The sequence below is a fragment of the Aliirhizobium cellulosilyticum genome, assembly GCF_014198105.1.
In the GTDB taxonomy this organism is placed as follows: Bacteria; Pseudomonadota; Alphaproteobacteria; order Rhizobiales; family Rhizobiaceae; genus Neorhizobium; species Neorhizobium cellulosilyticum.
In genome coordinates, this window is record NZ_JACIGW010000003.1 from 495130 (window position 1) to 520232 (window position 25103).

At 60.4% G+C, this 25103-nt stretch carries 21 protein-coding genes; 12 read left to right on the forward strand and 9 right to left on the reverse strand.

Annotated features, from left to right (window positions below; genetic code table 11):
* Positions 1 to 23: 23 nt before the first annotated feature.
* A complete protein-coding gene (locus GGE33_RS16715; protein ID WP_183825247.1) occupies positions 24 to 1661 on the reverse strand; it encodes an ABC transporter substrate-binding protein in 1638 nt (545 codons plus the stop codon).
* A gap of 211 nt (positions 1662 to 1872) precedes the next feature.
* On the opposite strand from GGE33_RS16715, the gene GGE33_RS16720 reads away from it, so the two are divergent.
* The 6 genes from GGE33_RS16720 (at position 1873) to GGE33_RS16745 (ending at position 8446) form a co-directional block, all read left to right on the forward strand.
* A complete protein-coding gene (locus GGE33_RS16720; RefSeq protein ID WP_183825250.1) occupies positions 1873 to 2820 on the forward strand; it encodes a sugar-binding transcriptional regulator in 948 nt (315 codons plus the stop codon).
* Between the two features lie 221 nt (positions 2821 to 3041).
* Positions 3042 to 4031: an aldo/keto reductase gene (locus tag GGE33_RS16725; RefSeq protein WP_183825253.1), complete on the forward strand. Its 990-nt coding sequence runs from the start codon at positions 3042 to 3044 to the stop codon at positions 4029 to 4031.
* Between the two features lie 85 nt (positions 4032 to 4116).
* Positions 4117 to 5298, forward strand: a complete 1182-nt coding sequence (locus tag GGE33_RS16730; protein ID WP_246436163.1) for a multidrug effflux MFS transporter — start codon at positions 4117 to 4119, stop codon at positions 5296 to 5298.
* A gap of 113 nt (positions 5299 to 5411) precedes the next feature.
* Positions 5412 to 6428 (forward strand): zinc-dependent alcohol dehydrogenase family protein, encoded by a 1017-nt coding sequence (locus GGE33_RS16735; RefSeq protein WP_183825256.1) that lies wholly within the window; start codon positions 5412 to 5414, stop codon positions 6426 to 6428.
* A 175-nt stretch (positions 6429 to 6603) separates the two neighbouring features.
* Positions 6604 to 7839 carry a (R)-mandelonitrile lyase gene (locus GGE33_RS16740; RefSeq protein WP_183825259.1) on the forward strand — a complete coding sequence of 412 codons (1236 nt, stop codon included), beginning with the start codon at positions 6604 to 6606 and terminating at the stop codon, positions 7837 to 7839.
* Positions 7840 to 7867: 28 nt separating this feature from the next.
* Positions 7868 to 8446 (forward strand): flavodoxin, encoded by a 579-nt coding sequence (locus GGE33_RS16745; protein WP_183825262.1) that lies wholly within the window; start codon positions 7868 to 7870, stop codon positions 8444 to 8446.
* A 15-nt stretch (positions 8447 to 8461) separates the two neighbouring features.
* On the opposite strand, the gene GGE33_RS16750 is transcribed toward GGE33_RS16745, so the two are convergent.
* The gene (locus tag GGE33_RS16750) at positions 8462 to 12100 is read right to left on the reverse strand and encodes a hydantoinase B/oxoprolinase family protein (RefSeq protein WP_183825265.1); all 3639 of its coding nucleotides are present in this window, start codon (positions 12098 to 12100) and stop codon (positions 8462 to 8464) included.
* Between the two features lie 198 nt (positions 12101 to 12298).
* Here GGE33_RS16750 and GGE33_RS16755 point away from each other — a divergent pair, with 198 nt between their 5' ends.
* The 4 genes from GGE33_RS16755 to GGE33_RS16770 are packed head-to-tail and all read left to right on the forward strand — an operon-like array spanning position 12299 to position 15799.
* Entirely contained in the window at positions 12299 to 12883 is a 585-nt protein-coding gene (locus tag GGE33_RS16755) for a TRAP transporter small permease (protein ID WP_183825268.1), read from the forward strand.
* Between the two features lie 4 nt (positions 12884 to 12887).
* Positions 12888 to 14201, forward strand: a complete 1314-nt coding sequence (locus tag GGE33_RS16760) for a TRAP transporter large permease (RefSeq protein WP_183825271.1) — start codon at positions 12888 to 12890, stop codon at positions 14199 to 14201.
* 21 nt (positions 14202 to 14222) lie between these two features.
* Positions 14223 to 15203 (forward strand): TRAP transporter substrate-binding protein, encoded by a 981-nt coding sequence (locus GGE33_RS16765; RefSeq protein ID WP_183825275.1) that lies wholly within the window; start codon positions 14223 to 14225, stop codon positions 15201 to 15203.
* A 59-nt stretch (positions 15204 to 15262) separates the two neighbouring features.
* Positions 15263 to 15799 carry a winged helix DNA-binding protein gene (locus tag GGE33_RS16770; protein ID WP_183825278.1) on the forward strand — a complete coding sequence of 179 codons (537 nt, stop codon included), beginning with the start codon at positions 15263 to 15265 and terminating at the stop codon, positions 15797 to 15799.
* 89 nt (positions 15800 to 15888) lie between these two features.
* Here the strand turns inward: GGE33_RS16770 and GGE33_RS16775 are convergent, their stop codons facing one another.
* The 6 genes from GGE33_RS16775 to GGE33_RS16800 all read right to left on the reverse strand — a co-directional run bounded on the left by GGE33_RS16775 (position 15889) and on the right by GGE33_RS16800 (position 21803).
* Positions 15889 to 16425, reverse strand: coding sequence for a DUF992 domain-containing protein (locus GGE33_RS16775; protein WP_148144538.1), 537 nt, complete (start codon positions 16423 to 16425; stop codon positions 15889 to 15891).
* A gap of 286 nt (positions 16426 to 16711) precedes the next feature.
* A complete protein-coding gene (locus tag GGE33_RS16780) occupies positions 16712 to 17644 on the reverse strand; it encodes a phosphatidate cytidylyltransferase (RefSeq protein WP_183825282.1) in 933 nt (310 codons plus the stop codon).
* On the reverse strand, positions 17641 to 18294 hold the full coding sequence (locus GGE33_RS16785; protein WP_183825285.1) for a lysophospholipid acyltransferase family protein: 654 nt from the start codon (positions 18292 to 18294) through the stop codon (positions 17641 to 17643). Before GGE33_RS16785 ends, GGE33_RS16780 begins: the two co-directional genes overlap by 4 nt.
* Complete coding sequence (locus GGE33_RS16790; RefSeq protein WP_148144535.1) at positions 18291 to 18728, reverse strand: hypothetical protein; 438 nt, start codon at positions 18726 to 18728, stop codon at positions 18291 to 18293. The genes GGE33_RS16785 and GGE33_RS16790 overlap by 4 nt, the downstream gene beginning before the upstream one ends.
* On the reverse strand, positions 18725 to 20059 hold the full coding sequence (locus GGE33_RS16795) for a phosphatase PAP2/dual specificity phosphatase family protein (protein ID WP_246436165.1): 1335 nt from the start codon (positions 20057 to 20059) through the stop codon (positions 18725 to 18727). The genes GGE33_RS16790 and GGE33_RS16795 overlap by 4 nt, the downstream gene beginning before the upstream one ends.
* Positions 20060 to 20066: 7 nt before the next feature.
* A complete protein-coding gene (locus GGE33_RS16800) occupies positions 20067 to 21803 on the reverse strand; it encodes a bifunctional alpha/beta hydrolase/class I SAM-dependent methyltransferase (protein ID WP_183825289.1) in 1737 nt (578 codons plus the stop codon).
* Between the two features lie 122 nt (positions 21804 to 21925).
* Here GGE33_RS16800 and GGE33_RS16805 point away from each other — a divergent pair, with 122 nt between their 5' ends.
* Complete coding sequence (locus GGE33_RS16805; RefSeq protein ID WP_183825292.1) at positions 21926 to 22525, forward strand: CDP-alcohol phosphatidyltransferase family protein; 600 nt, start codon at positions 21926 to 21928, stop codon at positions 22523 to 22525.
* Positions 22526 to 22540: 15 nt separating this feature from the next.
* Here the strand turns inward: GGE33_RS16805 and GGE33_RS16810 are convergent, their stop codons facing one another.
* Positions 22541 to 23857: a replication-associated recombination protein A gene (locus GGE33_RS16810; RefSeq protein WP_183825295.1), complete on the reverse strand. Its 1317-nt coding sequence runs from the start codon at positions 23855 to 23857 to the stop codon at positions 22541 to 22543.
* Between the two features lie 300 nt (positions 23858 to 24157).
* Here GGE33_RS16810 and GGE33_RS16815 point away from each other — a divergent pair, with 300 nt between their 5' ends.
* A complete protein-coding gene (locus GGE33_RS16815) occupies positions 24158 to 25063 on the forward strand; it encodes an NUDIX hydrolase (protein ID WP_183825298.1) in 906 nt (301 codons plus the stop codon).
* Positions 25064 to 25103 lie beyond the last annotated feature (40 nt).

Here is a 25103-nt window from a genome sequence, read left to right on the forward strand (position 1 = left end):
GGCCGGCGCGCGATATCGAACGGTTAGGAGGCGTTCCAGTTACCGGTGCGGAAATCCATGGCGAAAGCCGGGGCGGCCTTCCACTTCAGCGAGGACTTCATGCCGGTGAAGACGGCGTTCTGGTGCAGGACCTGATAGGCAGGGTCTTCGCGTTCGGCGATTTCCAGCATGCGGGTGACGGCCTTCTTGCGAAGATCGCGATCGGTGGAGGTTTCCATGACGACGGAAAGCTTGTTCAGCTCCTCGTTGCTCCAGTCCTTCTTCTGCTGAGCTTCACCGTTCGGGCCAAACTGGACGACAAGCGGGGTGATCGGGTCGTTGATCGTGTTCGAAGCCGACCAGTCACGTACACCCTTGACGCCTGCCGGGTCGTGGATCTGCGCCCAGTTTTCCTTCATCTGGATCTCGACATTGAGACCGACCTGCTTCCACATCTCGACCATGATCTGCGCATTGGCAGTCTGGTTGGTGTAGTAGTTGTTGAGCAGGCGATAGGGGATCGCATCACCCTTGTAGTTCGCTTCCTTGAGAAGCTTCTTGGCGAGATCCGGATTGTATTCCGGCGCTGCCCAGCCTTCGACGAACATGTTCGAGGTCTTGAAGGATTCGAACTGGAGGCCGGCGGGAACGACGGTCTGACCGGCCCAGAGTGCTTCGACAATCGCCTGGCGATCGATCGAATGGGTCATGGCGCGGCGAACCAGCGGGTTTGCCAGAATGGGGTTCTGGGTATTGAAAGTAGAAACGCGATGGTTCCAGATCGTCGAGCTCTGCACTTCAAGGCCGGGAGCAGCCTTGACCGTGGCAATCTGATCCGGCGGCAGGTCGCAGGCAAAGTCATATTCGCCCGACAGAAGGCCGTTGACGCGGGACGCCACTTCCGGAACCTCGACGAAACGGATCTGCTGCAGCGGCGGACGACCACCCCAGTATTCATCGAAGGCAACCAGCGTCAGCGAGACGTCCGGCTTGTATTCGCCAACCATGTAAGGGCCGGTGGTGATCGGCTTGCGCGCCCAGTCAGTATAGCTTTTGGCTTCATCCCAGGAACGGCGGCTGGTGATCTGGCTGCCGAAGGAATAAAGACGACCTTCAAGCGTCACGTCCGGCGTCGCGTTGTGGAAACGGACAGTGTACTTGTCCACCACTTCGACGCCGGTGAGTGCCGGCCACAGGCGACGGGCAACGCCCGGAACGATCGCCGGCAGTTCCTTGACAGTGGTCGGCTTGTTATCGGCTTCAAAAATGGTCTTGCCGCCGACTGGTTCGGTATTGCCGAACACGCGCTCCTTCGAGAAGGAGAAGGCAACATCTTCGGCGGTCAGCTCGTCGCCGTTATGGAACTTCACACCCTGGCGCAGCTTCAGTTCCAGCGTCTTGTCGTCAATACGCTTCCATTCGGTGGCCAGACCCGCAACCGGACCCTGATTGCCCATCCAGTCACGGTTAATCAGGCCTTCCCAGAGGTTAGGGAAGAACACGCGTTCGCCGACGTTGGACTGTTCATTCCAAACATCGAGCGTGTTGTTGTTGGTGATCTTCTGTACGGCGATCGTGATCGACGGACGTGCACCCTGGCTGAACGACATGCGTGGCAGGATGATGGTGCCGGCCGCAGCAGACATCAGTCCCAGCGCATGGCGACGGTTGATAGAAAGCATGGATCTCTCCTGTTGAACCAAATGAACGATATGGGCGCGCGGACACCTTCGCCGGTCGGGAGGACCTCGGCGTCGGGCGTCGCATGGAAATCGACAGACAAAATTTCGTCAGGAGGCTGTGGTTGATGAAAGCCGCTTTACCGCCCCGCCGACTTCGCGTAGCTCTAGGTTACAAATGTTACGCTGATGTGACATTTGGGCGGGAGGCAACATGTCCAATCAGCAGCTCATGGTAAGAGCGTCGTGGCTCTATCACGTGGAAGGATTGACGCAGGCGCAGATTGCCGAGCGGATGCTGCTCACACGCCGCAAGGTCAACGAGCTGCTCTCAGCAGCGCTTGATCAGGGTGTCGTCAAGATCAGCTTCAACTCTCCACTGACCGAAAACATCGAGCTGGAGGCTGAGCTGCGGCAGCGATTTGGCCTGACTGACGTGGTCATCGTTCCGACTCCCGAGGACAAAAAACAGATGGCGACCGTGATCGGTCGCGCGGCTGCAATGTTTCTGGAGCGACTGATCCAGGCAAGCGAGCCGGCGTCACTTGGGGTCGGTTGGGGCGCAACGCTACGCGAGACCGTCCACCATATGGCGCCGGCGAATGTACCGAACGTCAAGGTTCGATCGATGATGGGTGGCTTGACGCGCGGCTCGGAAATCAACACGTTCGAAATCGTGCGGCGCTTCGCCAAGGTCATGAATGCGGAATGTCACTATCTGGCAGCACCGATCTATGCGGACGATCCGGCTTCGCGTGACACGATCGTTGCGCAGACGGTGTTCCAGAGCCTGCTTCAAGAAGCAACCGCGGTAGATGTCTCTATCCTCAGCATCGGCGACATTTCACCGGAATCGCTTCAGGTTCGATACGGCCTGCCCACTGGTACCGATGTTGAGAAATTGACGGATGCCGGTGCTGTCGGCGATCTTCTGGGACGATATCTCGACGGTAACGGCCAGGAGATTGATCACCCCTTGAACCGACAGGTCATATCTCCATCGATCGACGATTATCGCCGCATTCCAACACGGATCATTGCGTCCGGAGGAGCGCATAAGAGGGCGATTTTGACTGCGTGCCTCCGTGCAGGCCTGGCGACCACAGTGATTACCGATACGGATAGCGCTTATCGCCTGTTGGGCAGGAACCTATCTGAATAAGCGGTGAGGCTCGGCAATCACATTTATCATCTACGGCGAGCGAGCTGCGGAATGACCTGCCTTCGAGCCAATTCATGAATTTCAAGCATAAGTTCATGCCGTATCCAGCGCCTAATAGAATGACTGCTTAAGGTTTACATCTCCATCCGCGGTGAGGTGATCGCCAGCGAAAACTGGCCGGAAGACACCCGCTCGTTATTGTCCGTGAATGGAGACAGGATATGAAAAAGCGCGTCCTCGGAAAGGCCGGCCTTGAAGTGTCGGCACTCGGTTTTGGCTGCATGGGGCTGGATTTTGGTTATGCCAATAAGGTCAGCAAAGAGGAAGGCATCACCCTGATCCGTCAGGCGGTCGAACGCGGCGTAACGTTTTTCGACACGGCTGAGGTCTACGGCCCCTTTACCAACGAGGAAATGGTCGGCGAGGCATTGAAGCCTTTCCGCGATCAGGTCGTCATCGCCACCAAGTTTGCCTTCAACTTCGTCGACGGCAAGCAGTCCGGCCTGAACAGCCAGCCGGCGCATATCAGGCAAGCCGTCGAAGGCAGCCTGAAGCGCCTCGGCGTCGAGGTGATCGATCTGCTCTATCAGCATCGCGTCGATCCCAATGTGCCGATCGAGGATGTCGCCGGCACGGTGAAAGACCTGATTGCCGAGGGCAAGGTCAAGCATTTCGGCATGTCGGAACCGGGCGCCAAAACCGTGCGCCGCGCCCATGCGGTGCAGCCGGTCACCGTGCTGCAGAACGAGTATTCGCTGTGGACCCGCGGTGTCGAGACCAACGGCATTCTTGAAACCTGCGAGGAACTCGGCATCGGCCTCGTTCCCTACAGCCCGCTCGGCAAGGGGTTCCTCACCGGCGCTATGAACAAGGATACGAAGCTCGGCGAAGGCGATTTCCGCAATATCCTGCCGCGCTTCACGCCGGAGGCGATGGAGAAAAACCAGGCGCTGGTCGATCTTTTGAAGACGATTGCCGATGAAAAGGGTGGTACGCCTGCCCAGATCGCGCTTGCATGGCTTTTGGCGCAGAAGCCATGGATCGTTCCGATCCCCGGTACCACCAAGCTGCACCGGCTCGAAGAGAACCTAGCAGCCGCGGATGTCGAACTGACATCGGGTGAGTTTGCACGGATAGAAAAAGCCGCCGCCGAGATCCGGATCGAGGGTGAGCGTTATCCCGAACATCTGCTCAGGACGACCGGTCTCTAACATTCCCGCGTTATTTCAGGCCGGCAGGAGCAGCATGCCCTGCCGGGCGCTGGCACTTATCCGGCAACAGGACACCCACACCATCATGCCATCCCAAACTCAGCTCTGTTCGGCCGAAAGCATCGCCGACAGCGCCCCCACACCACATACACAGCGCTGGCAGGTGCTCGCCATCCTAAGCGCATTGATGGGCTTTGCGTCGATCTCGACCGATTTTTATCTGCCGGCGATGCCGGAAATGGCCGATCAGCTGGGCGCCGATGCAGGCAGTGTCGAGTTCACCATTTCAGGCTTCCTGATCGGCTTCAGCCTTGGACAGCTTTTATGGGGAGCCCTGAGCGACAAATACGGTCGGAGGATTCCGGTTGCGATCGGCCTTGTCCTGTTTGTCATTGGCTCGATCGGTTGTGCGCTCTCGGCAAGTGTCCAGGAAATAATTCTGTGGCGCATCCTCCAGGCACTCGGCGCCTGTGCGGGCGTGGTTCTGTCACGCGCCATCGTCCGTGATCTCTATCAGGGCGCGCGCGCCGCGCAGATGCTCTCGACGCTGATTGCCGTGATGGCGATCGCTCCGTTGCTCGGTCCCATCCTCGGAAGTCAGATCGCAGCCATCGCCGGCTGGCGGGCGATCTTCTGGGTGCTTGTACTGCTCGGGCTTCTGGCCCTTGCAGGCCTTTTTACCCTGCCTGAAACATTGCCGGCCGAGCGACGGCGCACGGAACCACTAATGGGGGCTTTCCGCCGTTACGCGGATCTGCTCACCCATAAGAAGATCATCGGTTATGCCGGTGCAGGCGCCTTCTTCTATTCGGGCATGTATGCCTATATTGCCGGAACCCCGTTCGCCTTCATCACCTACCACAAGGTTCCGGCCGAATATTACGGGCTGCTCTTCGGTTCAGGCATAATCGGCATGGTCATCACCAACCTGATCAATGCCCGGCTCGCCCATCGCTTCGGCATGAACCGGATTCTCGCGGGCGGTACGGCCTTTGCGATGATCTCGGGCATCGTCCTTGCGATAAATTCCTATTCCGATTTCGGCGGATTATGGGGCTGTTCCTGCCGCTCCTGGCTTTCGTTTCCGTCACAGGCTTCGTCGTCGCCAATTCGATTGCGAGTGCGATGGCCGATTACCCCGAACAGGCCGGCTCGGTTTCGGCGCTTGTCGGCGCCATTCAATATGGCAGCGGCATTGCCGGGTCGGGATTGGTCGGCACTCTTGCGGACGGTACGCCCTGGCCGATGGGCTGGGTCATCGCGGTGATGGCGACAGGTGCGGCACTCTGCGCCTGGCTCGTCATCTCGACATCTTCGAAGGGCTGATCGAACCCCTCATCCATTCCCGACAACAAAATTTAAATCAGAAGGAAGCACATAATGCTTGCGACAATTCTCCATGGTCCCGGCGACGTTCGCTGCGAGGAAGTCTCCGAACCGAAGATCCTCAAGCCAACGGATGCCATCATCAAACTGTCCGCATCCTGCATCTGCGGATCGGATCTGTGGCCCTATCGCGGCGCCAACGAAGTCACCTCGCCGCTCTCCATGGGCCATGAATATTGCGGCGTGGTGGTTGAAGTCGGCAGTGCGGTCAAGACCGTCAAGCCGGGCCAGTTCGTCGTCGGCTCCTTCTGCCTCTCGGACAATACCTGCCCGCATTGCCGCTTCGGTTTCCAGTCGTCCTGCGAGCAGCGCGAATTCATGACCGGTGCTCAGGCGCCCTATGCCCGCGTGCCTCTGGCCGACGGAACGCTTGTCGCAACCGCCGACCTGCCCGCTGACGATCTGATCCCGAGCCTTCTCGCCACTTCCGACGTGCTGGGTACAGGCTGGTATGCAGCCGACGCGGCAGGCGTCCAGGAAGGCTCGACCGCCGTCGTCGTCGGTGATGGCGCTGTCGGCCTCATGGGCGTTCTCGCCGCCAGACAGATGGGTGCCGAACGCATCATCGCGATGAGCCGCCACAAGACCCGCCAGGATCTGGCGATGGAATTCGGCGCAACCGATATCGTTTCTGAACGTGGTGACGCAGGCGTGGCCCGCATCAAGGAACTGACCGAGGGCGTAGGTGCTGCTTCCGTTCTGGAATGCGTCGGAACGCAGGAATCCATGTCCCAGGCGCTCGCCTGCGCCCGTCCAGGCGGCAAGATCGGCTTTGTCGGTGTTCCGCATGGCGTTACATTCGATGGCCAGAACCTGTTCTTCCAGCAGAAGAGCTTGCTTGGCGGCCCCGCCCCGGTGCGCCGCTTCCTACCCTATCTGATGGATCTGGTTCTCGACCGCACGATCAATCCCGGCAAGGTTTTCGACCTCGAACTGCCTTTGGCCGACGTGGCGGAGGGATACAGGGCGATGGACGAGCGCCGGGCGATCAAGACCCTGCTGCGTTTCTAAAACTCCTGCGCTTCTAAAAAGAGACCGGTCGCGTCGCCGATATCGATGGCGCGACCGGCCGACCATTCATGAACCCGTCGCATAGGCCCAATCGGTTTCAGCCATCTAATCCCGCGGGACTTCCGACCCACATCAAGGGTCAGGGAAATCCGCGCTTTTAGCCAACCGAGACCGTATGAAGAGGAAAATCCGGACGAAGAACATCGCCGCCAGTATCGCCATGTCCACGCTCGCCGTCACAGGCGTCGAAGCGCAGGAGGAGCGGCGGCGCGTCGCTCCTCCTGCGGTCTATGACGTTGCACCGGGGCTTGGCCATTTCACCGATAGCATCCTCTTCGGCGAGGTGTGGGAGCGAACCGAACTTGCGCCCCGCGACCGCAGCCTCGTGACGGTCGCGGTTCTCGTTTCCACCGGCAAGTCGGCACAGATCGGCAGCCATGTGCGGCGCGCGCTCGATAACGGTGTAAAGCCCGAGGAGATCGGTGAACTGATCACCCAACTCGCGCTTTATTCCGGCTGGCCCAATGCGATTTCAGCGGTGCAGGAAGTCGCCCAGGTCTTCGGTGAACGCAATATCGCGCCGGTGAGAAACAGCGATGCCGCACGCATCGAACTTGAAGCGGCGGCGGAAGCTGCCCGTACAGCGACCGTCAACACGGCGGTCGCCCCGACAGCCCCTGCCCTTGCCGACCTGACCAACCGCGTGCTGTTCGGTGATCTCTGGCAGAGGCCGGATATTTCCGCCCGCGACCGCAGCCTGATTACCATGGTCGCACTCGTGGCGATCGGCCAGCCGGAACAGCTGCCATTTCACGCCAACCGCGCGATGGATAACGGCCTGACAGCTTCCGAGGCATCCGAAGCGATAACCCATGTCGCCTTTTATGCAGGCTGGCCACGCGCCATGTCCGCAGTCCCCGTGCTGAAAGCAGTCTTCGAAAGCCGTAACGCTGCGGCTCAAGCAAAGCCTACACCACTCAATTCCGAAGGAGCAGACATGGACCTTCAGGTCACACGCGCCAACAGCAATCCCGGCCCCGGACCGGACGCCTATTTCACCGGAGAAGTGAGCGTTGCCGGCCACTACAAGGGCACCGATCCAGCGCGCATCAGTGGCGCAACCGTATCCTTCTCGGCCGGCGCGCGCACCGCATGGCATACCCACCCTCTCGGACAGACGCTTTTTATCACCTCCGGCAAGGGCTGGGTGCAGAAGGAAGGCGGTCCTGTCGAAACGGTCGGTCCCGGTGATGTCGTCTGGATCCCGCCGCATCTGAAACATTGGCATGGCGCGTCCGCCGATGAAGCCATGACGCATTTCGCCGTGGCCGAAGCCGAAAACGGCAGCGTCGTCACCTGGATGGAAAAGGTCTCCGACGAGGATTACGCCAAGGCCGGTGCCATAGACTGACGAAACCGGAAGCCGGAGGCGGTCGATCATGGGAACAGAATTGCCGAGAAGAAACCTGCTGAAGGCTCTGCCTCTGACGGCCGCCGGTCTGGTGCTGGCAGCATCCGAGACATCGGCCGATCAGCGCCCTGCTGAAGCGGGGCGCATCCTCGTCGCCTATTATTCGCGAACGGGAAACACCGCCGTCATAGCCCGCCAGATCAGGCGGGCAATGGATGCGACGCTGTTCGAGATCAAGACGGAGACGCCCTATCCGGAGGACTACGAAGCGACGGTAGAACAGGCGCGCCGCGAAACGCAGTCGCAATACCTGCCGCCGCTTGGGCATTTCGTCGCCGATATCGGTCGCTATGATACGATCTATCTGGGCATGCCGATCTGGGGCATGACCGCCCCGCCGGTGATCCGCTCGTTCCTTCGCGCCCACGACCTGTCCGGCAAGGTGGTCATTCCCTTCATGACCCATGGAGGATATGGGCTGGGCAACAGTATCGACGTGCTGCGCGCCCATATGCCGGGCGCCGACCTGCGCCCGGCCTTTTCGATGGAGGCTGACCAGGAGCGGAGAACCCTGGAGCAGGTCTCCAGCTGGCTGGCGGAAAACTAACCCAGCTCGCCGCTCCTACTCCGCCGCCAGGTAACCTCCCGCCGTCGGCGTCACGACCGTGACGGCTTCGCCCGCCTCGATCAGCGTTTGTGCGCAACCGGCAAGTTCTTCCACCGAGCCGTCGAGACGGCGTACGGTGGTAAGGCCGAGTTCGCCTTCTCCGCCACCGGCAAGCCCATGCGGCTTGATCGTGCGATGCGACGAGAGGATGGCGCAATCCATCTTTTCCAGAAAGCGGATCGTCCGCTTCGTGCCGTCACCGGCAGAAAACCCGCCCCTGCCGCCGGATGCTTCACGGATATGAAAATCTTCCAGCAGCACCGGATAACGCGTCTCGAGAATTTCCGGGTCGGTCAGGCGGGAATTGGTCATGTGGACATGCACCGCATCCGTACCGGCAAAACCGGTGCCGTCGTTGAACCTGCCTGCCGGCGAGCCGGAGCACAGGGTTTCGTAATACTGGTAGGTGGCGTTGCCGAAGGTGAGATTGTTCATCGTTCCTTGGCTGGCCGCAATCGCACCGAGAGCGCCGAACAGCGCGTTGGTGACATGCTGCGAGGTCTCCACATTACCGGCAACGACGGCTGCCGGATATTGCGGCTTCAGCATCGAGCCATCCGGCACGATGATCCTGATCGGCTTCAGGCAGCCGGCATTCATCGGGATCGAGCTTTCCACCATGACGCGGAAGACATAGAGAACCGCCGCCCGCGTCACCGGCTCGGGCGCGTTGAAATTGTTCTTTTTCTGCTCGCTGGTTCCTGTGAAATCGACGGTCGCCTCGCGCTTCTCTCTGTCGACAGTGATCTTCACCCTGATCGTGCTGCCCTGGTCGGTCGCGTAGGAGAATTCGGCATCGCCGAGCTTTTCCAGTACCCGGCGTACGCTCTCTTCCGCGTTATCCTGCACATGGCCCATATAGGCCTGAACCACATCCAGCCCGAACTGCGAGATCATCTCGCGCATCTCGTGCACGCCCTTTTCGTTGGCGGCGATCTGGGCGCGAAGGTCGGCGACATTCTGGGCGACGTTGCGGGCCGGATAGGGATGATCGGAAAGCAGTTTCGTGATGCCCGCCTCGTCGAACCTGCCGCGATCGACCAGCAGGACGTTGTCAAACAGCACGCCTTCCTCATCGACCGTCGTCGCAAGCGGCGTCATCGAGCCGGGAGCCGTGCCGCCGACATCAGCATGGTGACCGCGCGAGGCAACGTAGAACAGGATTTTTTCACCTGCCTCATCGAAAACCGGCGTGACCACCGTGATATCCGGCAGATGCGTGCCGCCATTATAGGGCGCGTTGAGCGCGAAAACGTCGCCGGGACGGATCCTGCCCTTGTTCTGCGCGATGATGCTTTCGACAGAACGGTCCATCGAGCCGAGATGCACCGGCATATGCGGAGCATTAGCGACAAGCGCACCGTTTTCGTCGAACACCGCGCAGGAGAAGTCCAGCCGTTCCTTGATATTGACCGAAGACGCCGTGTTCTGCAGCGTCACGCCCATCTGCTCGGCAATCGACATGAACAGGTTGTTGAAGACTTCGAGCAGGACCGGATCGGCCTGAGTGCCGACGGCCTTTGCATGGGAAAGCTCCGCGACGCGTTTCAGCACCACATGGTTGAGTTTTGTGATCTCGAAAGCCCAGCCGTCTTCGACCACGATCGTCTGGTGCGGCTCGACGATCAGGCAGGGGCCATTAGCGCGGGCACCAGGCGAAATGTAGGCGCGGCGATAGATGGGAGCATCCCGCCATGCCCCACCGGAGAAGAATTTCGTCGCTTCCGTCGATGTCGGTACTGCAGTCTCAAGCGCGAATTCCGGTTCGGAACTATCCGCCCCACCACCAATCGCCTCGACTTCATAGGCTTCGAAAATGATCTCGCGGTTCTCGAAGATGAAACCGAACTGCTTTTTATGCGCGGTCTCGAAAGCGGCGGTCATTTCTTCCGTGTCGGAGACAGCAATGGACAAGGTCGTGTCCGTGCCCTGATAGCGCAGATGGGCGCGATGCAGGACTTCGATATCCGTCTCCGCCACACCCTGGCTTTTCATCTCGCCAAGCACGGCGGCCGTCAGCTCGTCACGAACCGGGACAAGCGAGGCAAGTGCGACGGAAAGCCCTTCAGAGACCGTACGCTGGCGGGTGGCGCGGATATCGGCAAGCCCCATGCCATAGGCCGACAGAATGCCGGAAAACGGATGGATCAGCACGGTCGAAATGCCAAGCGCATCGGCCGTCAGGCAGGCATGCTGACCGCCGGCACCGCCGAAGCAGGTCAGCGCATAATGGGTGACATCATAACCGCGCTGAACGCTAATCTTCTTCACCGCATTCGCCATGTTTTCCACCGCAATGGCGAGAAAACCGTCGGCCACCTGTTCGGGCGAGCGGCCATCGCCGACCACCTCGGCCATCTCCTCGAAAGCCTTGCGGACGGCCGCTGCATCGAGCGGCTGGTCACGGTTGGGACCGAAGATTTTCGGGAAAAGATCGGGAGAGAGCTTGCCGAGCATCACGTTTGCGTCGGTGACGGTGAGCGGCCCGCCGCGGCGGTAGGCCTTCGGTCCGGGATTGGCGCCGGCGGAATCCGGGCCGGCGCGAAAACGGCCATTCTCGAAATGCAGGATCGAGCCACCACCGGCAGCAACAGTGTGGATCGACATCATCGGCGCGCGCATGCGCACACCCGCCACTTCCGTCTCGAAGGAGCGTTCGAGTTCTCCGTCATAGTGGGAAACGTCTGTCGACGTTCCGCCCATGTCGAGGCCGACCATCTTGTCGAACCCGGCAAGCCGTGATGTCTCCACCGCGCCCACCACACCGCCGGCGGGACCGGAAAGGATCGCATCCTTGCCCTGGAACAGCCGTGCGGCGGTGAGGCCGCCGGAAGACTGCATGAACATCAGTTGCGGGCCATCGTCACCCGACCCGTTCGCATCCGCCCCGAGTTCTTCCGCCACCTGCTCGACGTAACGGCGCAGGATCGGCGACAGATAGGCATCGACCACCGTCGTATCACCGCGGCCGACAAGCTTGATCAGCGGTGAGACTTGGTTGCTGACGGAAATCTGGGTAAAGCCGATCTCGCCGGCAATACGCGAGACAAGCTGCTCGTGAGCCGGATACCGATAGGCATGCATGAAGACGATGGCGATGGCGCGGTAACCGGCATCGAACTCAGCCTGCAGGTTGGCGCGGACGGTTGCTTCATCCGGCACCGCCTCGACCTGGCCATCGGCACGGACACGCTCATCGACTTCGACGACGGAACTGTAGAGCAATTCGGGCTTGATGATCTTCTTGGCAAAAATGTCGGCACGGGCCTGATAACCGATCGCCAGCGCACCGCGGAAACCGCGTGTGGTGACGAGCAGCGTCTTTTCGCCCTTGCGCTCCAGAAGCGCATTGGTAGCGACCGTCGTGCCCATCTTCACCGCGCCGATCAACCCTGAGGGGATCGGCTCTCCGGTGGAGACGCCCAGAAGCTCGCGAATGCCCTGTACCGCCGCATCCCGGTAAGCCTCCGGATTTTCGGAGAGAACCTTGTGCGCAACCAGGGTTCCGTCAGGTTTGCGGCCGACGATATCGGTGAATGTGCCGCCACGATCGACCCAGAAATCCCACTTACTGCCGGTTGCGTTGCCAGCCATGCCGTCCCCCTTGGAAGCTCGATCTGGCTTAACGAAAACAGTTCGTCGACAAAACGTCAATGATTAGTTGACAGGAAAATGCACAATGCTGCATCATGCCTATCGAACAGGCAAAGGGCCGCAAAGAGCCTTGCCTGCAACGGCAACCGAGGGGAAGCCACATGAGCGATTTCCGCATTTTCGAGCGGAGGACACGTCATGTCCGCCGCTGATCCGCATCACAGCATATTGCCCGAATGGCTCCGGAAGGGGCTGGATGGGTTGTATCTCGTCTCCGGCTGGCTGGCCGGGCTTTTCCTCATCTCGATCTTCGTCATCATGCTGGCGCTTTCCGCCGGCCGCCCCTTGGGCATCGACGTCCCGGCCGGTGACGACTTCGCCTCCTGGGCGATGGCGGCTTCCGCCTTTCTCGGCCTGGCGCATACTTTTCGTTCAGGAGAAATGATCCGCGTCGGCCTGCTGATCGAGCGGATGACCGGACGCACCCGCCAGCTCTTCGAGGTCGTGGCCCTGCTGATCGGGTCTGCTGCTGCGGTCTATTTCGCCTGGTATGCGTTTGACATGAACCGCACCTCATGGGCGTTTAACGACCTAGCCCAGGGCGTGATCGCCATGCCTTTATGGATCCCGCAGATCGGCTTTTCCGGCGGTCTGATCATTCTTGCCGTCGCCATGGTCGACGAGCTTGTGCATGTGCTGTTCGGCGGCCTGCCCCGTTACGAAAAACCCGCGCCGGACACACCGGAAGAAGCCATCGAACGCGCCATCCAGAGCGGGGCCTGATCTCATGGGTACAGTCGAACTCGTCGAAATTTCCGGCATCATTCTGGTTGCCCTTCTCGCGCTTCTGGCAAGCGGCGTGTGGATCGGCTTTTCGCTGCTGATCTGCGGTTTCATCGCCATGCTGTTCATGCCGGGTATCCCGATCGGCGCCGTGCTTGCCACCAATTCCTGGAGCAATGGCGCCTCCTGGTCGCTTGCAGCGCTGCCGCTCTTCGTCTGGATGGGCGAAATCCTGTTTCGGACAAAACTTTCGGAAGAAATGTTCCGCGGCCTGGCTCCCTGGCTCGGCTGGCTTCCGGGCCGGCTCATGCATGTCAACGTGCTCGGCTGCGGCCTGTTCGGCTCGATTTCCGGATCGTCGGCCGCAACGACGGCGATGATCGCCAAGATCGCCCTGCCGGAACTGAAGAAGCGCGGTTATGACGAAATGGTCAGCCTCGGTTCGCTTGCCGGCGCCGGCACGCTTGGCATCCTCATTCCGCCGTCGATCACCATGGTCGTTTATGCGGTGGCCGCCAACGTCTCGATCATCCAGATTTTTCTCGCCGGCTTCCTGCCGAGCCTGATCGTCATGGTTCTCTATTGCGGCTATATCGCCGTCTGGTCGCTACTCAACCCGGACAAGACCCCGCCTGCCCCGCCGAAGATGAGCTTCAAGGAAAAGCTGAAGGAATCGGCCAACCTCATTCCGGTCACGCTGCTGATTATCCTCGTCTTTGCAACGCTGTTGCTCGGCTGGGCGACGGCAACGGAATGCGCGGCATGGGGCGTGCTCGGTTCGCTCGGCATTGCCGCATGGTCGAAATCGCTCACCTGGAAATCCTTCTGGGACAGCGTGATGGGTGCGACCCGGCTGACCTGCATGATCATGCTGATCCTCACCGGCGCCGGCTTCATGTCGATCGCCATGGGCTATACCGGCATTCCAAACGCGCTCGCAGCCTGGGTCGACAGCTTCAACCTCAGCCCCTTCGCGCTGATCGCCGTGCTGACGGTCATGTATATCCTGCTCGGTGCCGCGCTCGATGGGCTTTCGATGATCGTATTGACCACCGTCGTCGTCTTGCCGATGATCCAGCAGGCCGGTTTCGACCTTGTCTGGTTCGGCATCTTCCTCGTGCTGATCGTCGAAATGGCCGAGGTCTCGCCGCCTGTCGGTTTCAATCTCTTCGTCCTCCAGACGATGAGCGGCCGTGACAGCCTGACGGTAGCGAAGGCTTCGCTGCCGTTCTTCTTCCTGCTCGTGGCGACAGTCGCCATCATCACGGTCTTCCCGGAAATCGTGATGGTTCTGCCGCAAATGGCGTTTCCGGGATAACAAGAGAGGGAACTGAACACGATGAACGTAACTGGAAAATTTGCGCGATGGGGCCTTGCTGCGGCTGCGCTTCTCGCCACCACCGCACCGTCCTTCGCGGCCAACTGGGTCCTGCCGTCGGCCTATCCGCCGGCAAACTACCATGTCGAGAACCTCAACCAGTTCGCCAAGGATATCGACGAGGCGACCAAGGGCGAGTTGAAGATCACCGTCCATCCGAACGCCTCGCTGTTCAAGGCACCGGACATCAAGCGCGCCGTCCAGACCGGCCAGGCGCAGGTCGGCGAAGTTCTGCTGTCGCTGCATGAAAACGAAAACCCCGTCTTCGGCCTCGATGTCGTCCCCTTCCTGGCAACCAGCTTCGATCAGTCGAAGAAGCTTTACGACGCTTCCAAGCCGGCTATCGAACAGGCGCTCGACAAGCAGGGTCTGAAGCTTCTCTACGCCACACCGTGGCCGCCGCAGGGCATCTTCACCAAGAAGGACGTCAATTCCGTTGCCGACCTCAAGGGTCTGAAGTGGCGCGCCTACAATGTCGGCACATCGCGCATTGCCGAAATCGTTGGCGCACAGCCGGTCACCGTTCAGGCGGCCGAACTGCCGCAGGCACTCGCCACCGGCGTGGTCGACGGCCTGATGACCTCATCGGCGACCGGTGTCGATTCGAAGATCTGGGAATCCCTCACCCACTATTACGACACGCAGGCCTGGATCCCGAAGAACGCCATCTTCGTCAACAAGGCTGCCTTCGCGGCACTTGATCCTGCCACGCAGAAGGCCGTAACGGACGCAGCGGCGGCGGCCGAAAGCCGCGGCTGGGCGCTCGCTGCTGAAAGGACAAAGTCTTATATGGACACGCTCAAGAAGAACGGCATGCAGGTTCTTGAGCCGAGCGCCGAACTGAAGACTGGCCTGTCGGAAGTCGGCGCCAAGCTGACGGAAGACTGGTCAAAGAAGGCCGGAGCCGACGGCCAGGCCATTCTCGACGCATACAAGAGATAATCGGACGGCGCTGCGGCAGCCATGCCGTGGCGCCTCTCCTTCGTGGGACAGGAGGAAGCATGTCACAGGAAAAGCAGCCTCTGGCGGAGCATAGCCTCGGCCCCATCGTATCCTCGGAACATCTGGCAAGCGGCGCGCTGCCCGCACTCTCCGAGATCGAGTTCGGCCTCGTCATGCTCAACCACGCCTTCAGCCGCTGGATGGTCCGCTGCATGGCGGCGGCCGGCGTGCCGGATCTGTCGCCGGTCGATATTCTCGTGCTGCACAATATCAACAGCCGCAACAAGCCGAAAACTCTAGCCGACATCGCCCTCGTCCTCAATATCGAGGACACGCATGTGGTTACCTACGCGCTGAAAAAGCTGGAGCGAATGAAGCTGATAAAGTCCGGCCGTCGCGGCAAGGAAAAGCTGGTCATGGTCACCGAAGCCGGTGCCGATGCCTGCGCCCGCTACAAGTCGACCCGCGAGAGCCTGCTCGTCAAGTCGGTGCTGTCGACGGAGGTTGCTATCGACAGCCTGTCTCAGGTTGCCGCAAGGCTACGCGCGCTTTCCGGTCACTATGATCAGGCCGCGCGTGCCGCAGCGTCGCTTTGAATCGAAATAATCGCTGAAAAACCAATAATTACATCGGTCATAATTTCGACCTGCCTCACGAAAATCGCGAGGCAGGTCGATTGATCAGATTACATTGCTGCAGGCGACAGCGTTACAGACGTGCCGGTGGCAGCAAGGTTGAGGCCGAGCTGACCCGTCACGCTCACCGTCTGCAGGTGGATCGATCCGGACGTGCCACCGACCAGGATGTTTGCGCCGATGCCTGCGCCAACCGTGGCTTCCGCCGTTGCGCCCTGATAAAGGCCGCCGAGCGAACCGTGGTGGTAGCCTGCGGTCGGTGCGAAGACCGCCCAGATCAAACGGCTGCGGGTGGTGAAACCGAGATCGACGCCCATCTTGCGAACGACGCCGGTATAGCGGTCAAGCGGCTCGCTGCCCATTGTCGACTTGAAGACGCAGTCTGCTTCCTTGGCGGAACCGAGAACGTAGCCAACACCGCCGCCGATCGAGCAATCCAGGTAACCGATGCGAACACCGCCGCGCTGATCATTTTCCTGATAGGTCGGCACGCTGTCGCGCCGGCTGATGACGTCGGCTGCGGATGCGGCCGTTGCAACAAATGCGACCGGGAGGGCTGCGAGGGCCACGGCAATTGTCTTTTTCATCCCTGTACTCCTTGTAATATTATGTTCATCCGTTCGGGTGCGGATGACACACAGCGATTACTAACGCATGTGGCAGAAGAATGATCCAAAGATAGCGAAACACGAAATATCTCGTCCTGCGCGCCAACGTGACTGTGCGTATCAGGAGATTGTATCAAGGCTTGCGAGAACCAAGCCGAGCTTCTTGCTCACTGGTTTCACGCTCTCCCTCCTGGACAATGGCCAGCTTTGTCACCGACTCGGCAATATAACGATCACGGTTTGCGCCAGTTAGACGGATCCAACGCTATGTCCAGGCATAGCGGACAATATGGAAAAAGACGGGCGCTGCAAAAACCAGGCTGTCGGCCCGGTCCAGCATGCCGCCATGGCCTTCGATCATGTGGCCCCAGTCCTTGACGCCACGATCACGCTTAATGGCGGAGGCAACAAGGCCGCCGAAAAAGCCCATGACGCAGGAAAGTGCGGCCAGCACTCCTGCCTCAACAGGCGAGAAGGGAGTAAGCCAGTAAAGCCCTGCACCCATCAGCGAGGCACTGGCGATCCCGCCGATTAGTCCCTCCCAGGTCTTGGAGGGCGAGATGCTCGGAGCGACCTTGTGACGACCGAAAAGCTTGCCGAAGACATATTGCAGCACATCGCTGCCCTGCACTGTCGCGATCAGGAATGCGATCAACAGCAGTCCCCGCCCTTCATTGCCCGGTATTGGCAAGGTCACCAGCGCCGGAACGTGGCTGATGCAGTAGACGGAGAGCATGATGCCCCATTGCTGCTCGCTGACCCGCTCGAGGAAACGGGACGTGTCGCCGCGCATTGCCGTCAGCGCAGGCATGGCCAGGAAGCAGTAGACCGGAATGAAAATCGAATAGAGCCCGTACCAGTCGATCCATATCAGATAATACTGCACCGGGTTGACGATCAGGAACATTCCGAGCAGCGTCCAGCGGTCCGCATGGCGCGTATTGGTCAGCGTCACATATTCCCGCAGCGCGGCAAAGGACACGAAGGCGAAAAGCAGGATCACCCCGCCTGTGCCGAACAGGAAGGCGAAGCTGATGCCCGCCACCATGATCCACCACGCCTTGATCCGCGCATTGAGATTGTCGAGCGTCGACGGCAGCGGTTTCGGGCTGCGCCAGGATAAAACGCCGGCGATAACGCTTGCCGTCAAAAGCACGCCGACCAGACCGATAAAAAGGCGCGTCGTGTCATCGCTCATCGGCTATCTCCATCCCTTTGGGGTGCAAGCGCAAGAAGGGCTTGCCGGGCGCGGTCGAGAAAGATCTTGCGGTCTTCGCCTTCGCTGAGCGCCACCGGCTCGCCGAAAACGACCCGGCAGAGAAGCGGGATCGGCAGAAGCGCGCCCTTGGGCAGGACGCGCGACATGTTCTCGATCCAGCAGGGCACCAGCTCCACATCCGGCCGGGCAGCCGCAAGATTGTAGAGGCCGGACCGAAACCGCAAGAGCGGCTCTTCCGTCATGTTGCGCGTGCCTTCCGGAAAGAAGATCAGCGACTGCCCCGTACCAAGCGCATCGAGCATCACCTGCATGGGATCGGCCGTTCGCTCCACCCAGTTGCGCTCGACAAGCACGGTGCGCAGCAGCCGGCGGGAGATGAATCGGCGCACACGGCCCGAATCCCAGTAATCCGCCCCGGCAACCGCAGCCGTCCGGCTGCGTTCGACGGGCGTCAGGCAGGTCGAGACAAGAATGAAATCGCCATGGCTGGCGTGATTGGCGAAATAGATGCGCTGGCGGCCATTCGGCGCGGATCCCGCCCATATGGGACGCACTCCGGTTACCGCCCGCGCGAATACGGCGAGCAAGGAACCGGACACGATCTGAAGCAGGGATGCACCGCCTCTCATGCAAGACCTCCATTCATCGCATCGAGGAGAAGAATGCCGTAAAGTACAATGCCGGCGACAAGGCTCATCCATTGCAGCAGGATAAGCCGACGGCATCCGAAAAACCGTTGCGACAAGGGTGCCGGAACGGCAGGCTTCGCCCTCAGCCCCATTCGCACCAGAACGTCATCGATCGCAGCCAGGCCCGCCTCTTCGCCATCATGCGAAAGCGCTATGCGAAACAGTGCGGCATCGAACAGGAGATGAACCGTCAGTGCGAGAGCGACAAGGCAGAAAGCGAGCAGAAGCAACCAGCCAAGTGCCGAGCCGAACCCGTTTGAACCTGCCGTCAATGGTGCGATGGCCAGCAGAAACAGAGCGACCAGGCCACCACCGATGCCGTTGCAGCATAATCGCCGGACCGCTTTTGCCGTCGCTGGTTTCCAGTCGCTCATCGCGCCGCCTCGTCGATTGCCGCATAGGTTTGCGGCTTGAGATGAACAGGACGGCCGAGCGCCTTGATCTGCTCAGTTGCCGCAGCAGCATTAGCCGCATGACCGGACCGCACGAGCCAGCATGCGACGACCGCCGCACTACGCTGAAACCCGAGTGCACAGCAGACGAGCACCGGGCCACGGCTGCGGACGTCCTCGACAGCAAGCGCCCCATCACGAATACTTGCCACCGATAGCGGCAGCAGATCGAGCGACGGTATCGCACGCCAAACGAGACCGGCAGCGCGGCGCGCCGGAAATTCAGCCGTCATGTCGACGACCGAGGCATAGGCCCTAAGTTCGTCACGGCCCGGAGCGCGCCCGAGGAACACCCCGTCGCCAACTTTGACCGCAGCCGGAAGCCTGTGCGTCCACCACCAGCGGTTCACCCGCGCGCCAAGACGATAGGGCCAGAGCAGAAAGCGGCTCGCAAGGCTCGTCACCCCGTTACTTTGCTTTTGAAAGATCTGCGGTCCCGCTCCGGCATAACCGATGGCAACGATCGCCAGGGCAAGGCTCGGCCACAGCCACAAAAGGCTTGCGCCGTTGCTGTGCAACGAAACCACCGCAATCAGCAGGAAGATTGTAGCGCCAACCGCATAAACGATCGCCAGCCGCCGCGCCTTTCGATCCTTCGTGAGGCGGAAGTCGGCAAGCGGCGAGGCTTTGTCCGCAGGAAACAACCAGAGCGCAAACAGGCCGAGCAACATTCCGGTCGGAATGTCGATGACATGGTGCTGCCAGGTGGTCAGCACCGAAAGCCCAATCAGCACACACCAGACATGCCAGACTGTGCGCGGAAAACCCTTCAAGCGGCAGCGCCAATGGTCCCAGATGATCACCAGAAGGGCGATATGCAGCGACGGCGCTTGGTTGAACGGTTTGTCGAAACCGCCGAGAACATCGAACATGAAGCCCGGAAGGCCATCGGTTTCCGGCCGCACGAAAATCGCCTGCAGGGGAAACGCGATGAAGCAGATAACCGCCACGACCTGCGCAGTCAGATACCGGCGCGCCAGACGGCCGACATCCTGCGGCGTATCGTTGACGAAGAGAGACAGCGCATAAAACGCGTTGATTGACCAATAGGGAATGATCGTCCAGGCGAAGAACGGAATGTATTTTTCCCAGCCGAAGGCAAGGTTCGGCACGTCGGCGCGCAGCGAAGCCAGCCAGTTAGCCACGCCATAGGTGAGATAGAAGAACGGCGCGAGGAAAAGCAGCCAGAGCGCTGCCGTTCGCATCACGGCGCCACGTGTACCAACCGGAACCGATGTAACCCTCTCCCCCATGCAGGCCTCAGATACGCTCGGCCAGCGACACGGTGAAAATTCCCCATTTGTCGATGCGCTGCTCGATCTTGCGGAAACCGGCAGCGGCGACCAGTTGGTCCATTTCCTGCTGGGTGCGCCGGCGCATGATCCATGCCTCGCCGCCGCGGTGAGAGGTGAGCGCCCGCGCGATCATCTCGAGCTGCGGATGCCATGGCTGGCCGGTATAGAGCAGCAGCGATCCCGGCTCCAGCGCCTGCGAAAGACCGCGCAGAGAGGCTTCGATGGCGTGATTATCCGGGAACAGTTCGTAAAGGCCGGAAACCACGGCGAGCGTAGGCCTGGGCTCGATCGACGCCAGTCCGGCCGTATCGAAGGCATCGGCGCGATGGAAACTCGCGATGTCACTCAGGCCGCGCTCGGCAATGAGCGCCGTGCCTTTCTCGACATTGATCGGCGAATAATCCTGCAACCGGATGCTGTCAGGCTTCACCTCGGATGCCGCCACCGCGTCGAGAATATAGCGCCCGTGACCGGCCGCGATATCGAGCACCTTTACAGGCTTATCTTGGGCTTTCAAGCGCGCAAACGCCTTGCCGATCAGCTCTTCCAGATGAACCTTGCGCTGCCGGATACCGCGCCAGCCGATCGCATCGAGAAACTGCCGATCGATCAGCCGGCCGCCGGGCCCAAGACCCCGCGCATCGTTCTCATAAATGTAATCGAGTGTCGAACCGGAATCGAAACCGGTGCGCAGGCCCGTCTTGATGCCGTCGGAAAAGAGACCACCGAAACGGATCGAGGCGCGCGTCAAAGCCCAATACAATCCGCGCGGCGAGGCGATCGACAACGGCGTCGCCAACCGGTCGGCCTCGTCGCGGCTGTAACCGGATAGGTGAGCCTGCCGAAGATCAGCAACGACCGGCGCCTCCTCGAAGCGTTCGGTAATGAACGAACGCACCTTTTTCACGGCCTTGGCCCGGTCCCGTTCGCCCAGCGTATCGTGATAGAAACCGGGCAGGACATAACGTTCCTTTATCGTGCTGCCAAGGTTTTCGAAAAAGCGATGTTGCGGCGCATGGCGCACGACGAAATCGCTGCCGGAAATCAGCAATTGCGTCGGCACCATGATCGCACGGGCGTCCGCGACAACCCTGTCGGCAGCCTCGTACAGCTCGAGAAGAATATTGGACGCGATCGGCCGGGTAATCAGCGAATCGCTCTCGAAGGAGGCGATGCGCTCGGCATCATGCGTCAGGAACCGCGCCTTGACATAGGAATTGACGAAGAACGTGCCTTTCAGCTTCTGCCACAGCGCAATGCCCTCCCGGGCGAAGGGCACGTAAAGCTTGACGTCGAAGGCCGGGGAAGCCAGCACCAGGGCGCGGATGCTAGGCGCGTAATCATGCACCCAGGTGGACGCCAGCACCGCGCCGACACTTTGGGCCACGACCGCGACCTGATCCATGGCAAAGCCGCCGGTCTCGCGGATATGACGAACGAAGCAGTCGAGATCGCGCACCGAATGAGCAAACGACGGCGAGTGGCCGCGTTCGCCGGGAGAGCGGCCATGCCCGCGCGCATCCCAAGCGTAGAAGGCGAAATCGTCGAGACCGAGTTCTTCCACCAGATGAACTACCCTGCCGCCATGCTCGTGGCCGCGGTGCAGAAGCACGATTGCACCCTTCGCCGTGCCGGAGCGGGCGGGCCAGTAGCGATAGAAAAGTTCGACGCCGTCATGGCTCGCAAACGCGGTTTCGATCATGCTTTTGTCACTCCCGCCCATCTGTTCCTTAACCCTATACGGATGAAAGCCCCAGTTTTGCAGTTGATTTCTTCAACTTGCGTCTGCATTTGTTGAACGCAATCAAGCGGATTCGAGCTTTCATGTCGATCTACAAACTGAAGTCGTCATTCCAGGCCCTCCTTCGCCCGCTGGTCGTGCGGCTCGCAGCAATAGGGGTGACAGCCAACCAGGTGACACTGTTCGCCTCGTTCGTTTCCGTCGCGATCGGCGTCCTGTTGATCATCGTGCCTTTACCGGCACTGTTTGCGCTAGTGCCGATCTGGATGTTTCTCCGCATGGCCTTCAATGCCGTCGATGGCATGCTGGCGCGCGAACATGGCCAGCAATCCGCACTTGGCGGCTATCTCAACGAGATTACCGACGTCGTGTCGGACGCAGCGCTTTACATCCCCTTCGCGCTGATTGCGCCTTTCTCCCTGCCATGGATCGCAACCATAGTCTTTCTTGCGGTGCTGACGGAATTTGCCGGCGTTCTCGGCATCGCGCATGGCACGGGACGCAATTACGAAGGGCCGATGGGCAAGAGCGACCGTGCCCTGCTCTTCGGAGCCCTGGGCGCGCTCGTCGCCATATTCGAGACCCTGCCCGACTGGACATGGCATATCCAGCCCATGGCCTGCGTCCTGCTGATCTGGACGGTGGTCAACCGCGTGCGAGCCGGTCTGGTCGATCCGCGCTGATCGGTTAAGCCAATATCAGCGTTTGTCGCCGAAACGCCGCGCCGAGGCGCGGCCGGTCACCTGCTCCCAATGTTCGTCCGCCCGCCGCTCGAAGGTTGCGGCATCGCGCGCATCGCTCTGGTAGAAGGAGCCACGCGGCACGTCCGGCGCATAGACCTGATCGCTCCAGCCGCGACCGTCATCATGCGGAAAGGCGTAACCGACATGGCCGAGCGTCGCTGCCCCCTTGTAATGCGCGTCGCGTAAATACATTGGCACAGATGACGGCGCCTCGCTTGCCACATGGGCAAGCGCCAGCGAAATGCCGCGGCAGGCGGAATTCGATTTCGGCGCGCGCGCCACATGAAGGGCTGCATGCGCAAGCACGATCTGCGCCTCCGGATAACCGATCTTCTCCACCGCATGAAGTGCGGCAACAGCCGTCTGCAATGCGGTATTATCCGCTAACCCGACATCTTCCGAGGCGTGGATCATGATGCGGCGGGCGATGTAGCGCGGATCCTCGCCGCCATGCACCAACCGCGCCAGCCAGTAGAGCGTTGCATCCGGATCCGAGCCACGCATGGATTTCACGAAGGCCGACACCACATCATAATGCGCGTCACCGGACCGGTCGTGATTGACCGGCGCCGCCGAATAGGCCTCATCGACCATCTCCTCCGTGATCACCACAGGCTTTCCCGAAGGATGGCCGACGGCAAGGCTTTCGAGCACGGTGAGAGCACGGCGCGCGTCTCCGCCGGAGCGACCGGCAATGCGCCGCAGCAGTGCCGGGGCAAGCTCAACCGCAATGCCTTTGCCGGCGAGATGATCGAGGCCGCGCCGCACGACCTCCTCCATCTCCTCGATCGCCAGGGGCTCCAGCTTCAGGATGGTCGATCGGGAAATCAGAGCGGGCGTCAGCGAGTGATAGGGGTTGCCGGTCGTCGCGCCGATGAAATCGGCAATCCCTTCCTCGCAGAGCGCCAGAAGATGATCCTGTTGCGTCGCACTGAACCGATGCACCTCGTCGGCGAACAGCAGCGTCGGCCGCATGCGCGCCTCGTCGGCAATCTTGCGGATATCGGCGACATTGTTATGCGCCGCATGCAGAGGCCTGAAATTCTTGCCCAGCATGTTGCCGATGGCGCGGGCAATCGAGGTCTTTCCAAGCCCGGGCGGGCCATAGAGAATGATACTGCCAAGCCGCCCGGCGGCGATGCGCCGGCGCAGCATGGTTCCCTCGCCAAGAACCTTCTCCTGACCGATCACATCATCAAGCGTCGCAGGGCGCAACTCCGCAGCAAGCGGCATGGAGCCGGTACGGGGTGCGGCATCGAAAAGATCGGTCATGGGAGCCTCGTCGAAAGGATTTCCATTCCAACGGCCGCATCTAAATTGCTGCCCGCCGGATCAGGTTCGTCTACCGGCCTCCGCAGGCTGGGTCAAATACAGCAATTCGCTCCGCGATCTGGTGCGGGTATTCAACTGGTTCATCCTCCGTCGCATTGACTGGCACGGTCAGGCTCTATGATCTCACGTCCCTGAACAACAACAGATATCCCCAATGCATTCATTCCCAAATTCTGCCTGCTCTGATAGCAGATCAAAGGGGAGATATGACGATAGATTTGAGACCAGACAGGACCTCGTTTGCCGGATAGCCAAACACATATCGAGCTCATTGCCGCACTGACTGCCGTGACGAGCGACGTTCCGCGTGTCATGACGGTAAAATCGGGAGAGGCGCTACCGTCTGGTCCGTTCGAGCTGGGGCACCGCAGCCTGCAATCGGGTTTGCGCGAATGGATTGGCGACCAGACCGGGCACCCGATCGGCTATCTCGAGCAACTCTACACATTCGCCGACCGGGATCGTTCATCGGCAGGGAGCGATGACGGCAGGACGATTTCGATCAGCTACCTTGGGCTTGTTCGCGAACAGGCCGCGCCCGGTGCAGGCAAGCCCGGCTGGCATGGCTGGTACGAATATTTTCCCTGGGAAGATCATCGCAATGGAAGACCCAATAGTCTGCAGTCCATCGCAGAAAGTCTGCACGCATGGATCATCGCCGAACCCTCCCGGCGCGAACATCGCCAGCGCCGAACCGATTTCGCCTTCGGGCTGGACGGCAGCCCTTGGAACGAAGACCTGACATTGCAGCGATATGAATTGCTTTACGAGGCCGGGATCGTGGCCGAGGCTGGGGGAAAAGCCGACCCTGCGACCGGACGCCCGATGTTTGCGGATCATCGCCGTATTCTTGCGACTGGAATCGCAAGGCTGCGCGCCAAGATCAAATATCGACCGGTCGTCTTCGAACTGATGCCGGAAAATTTCACACTGCTGCAGCTGCAGCGAACCGTCGAGTCGCTGGCGGGGCTGACACTGCACAAACCAAATTTCCGGCGGCTCATAGATCAACAGGAGTTGATCGAGGAAACCGGCGGCATGAGCAGCGAAAGTGGCGGCCGTCCGGCTAAGCTCTTTCGTTATCGGCACGCGGTCCTCGAAGAACGAGCCATGTCGGGTTCAAGACTTCCTCTCTCGCGCAATTGACATAATCTCAAATCGAGAATAACTAGCGTGACGTGGATAT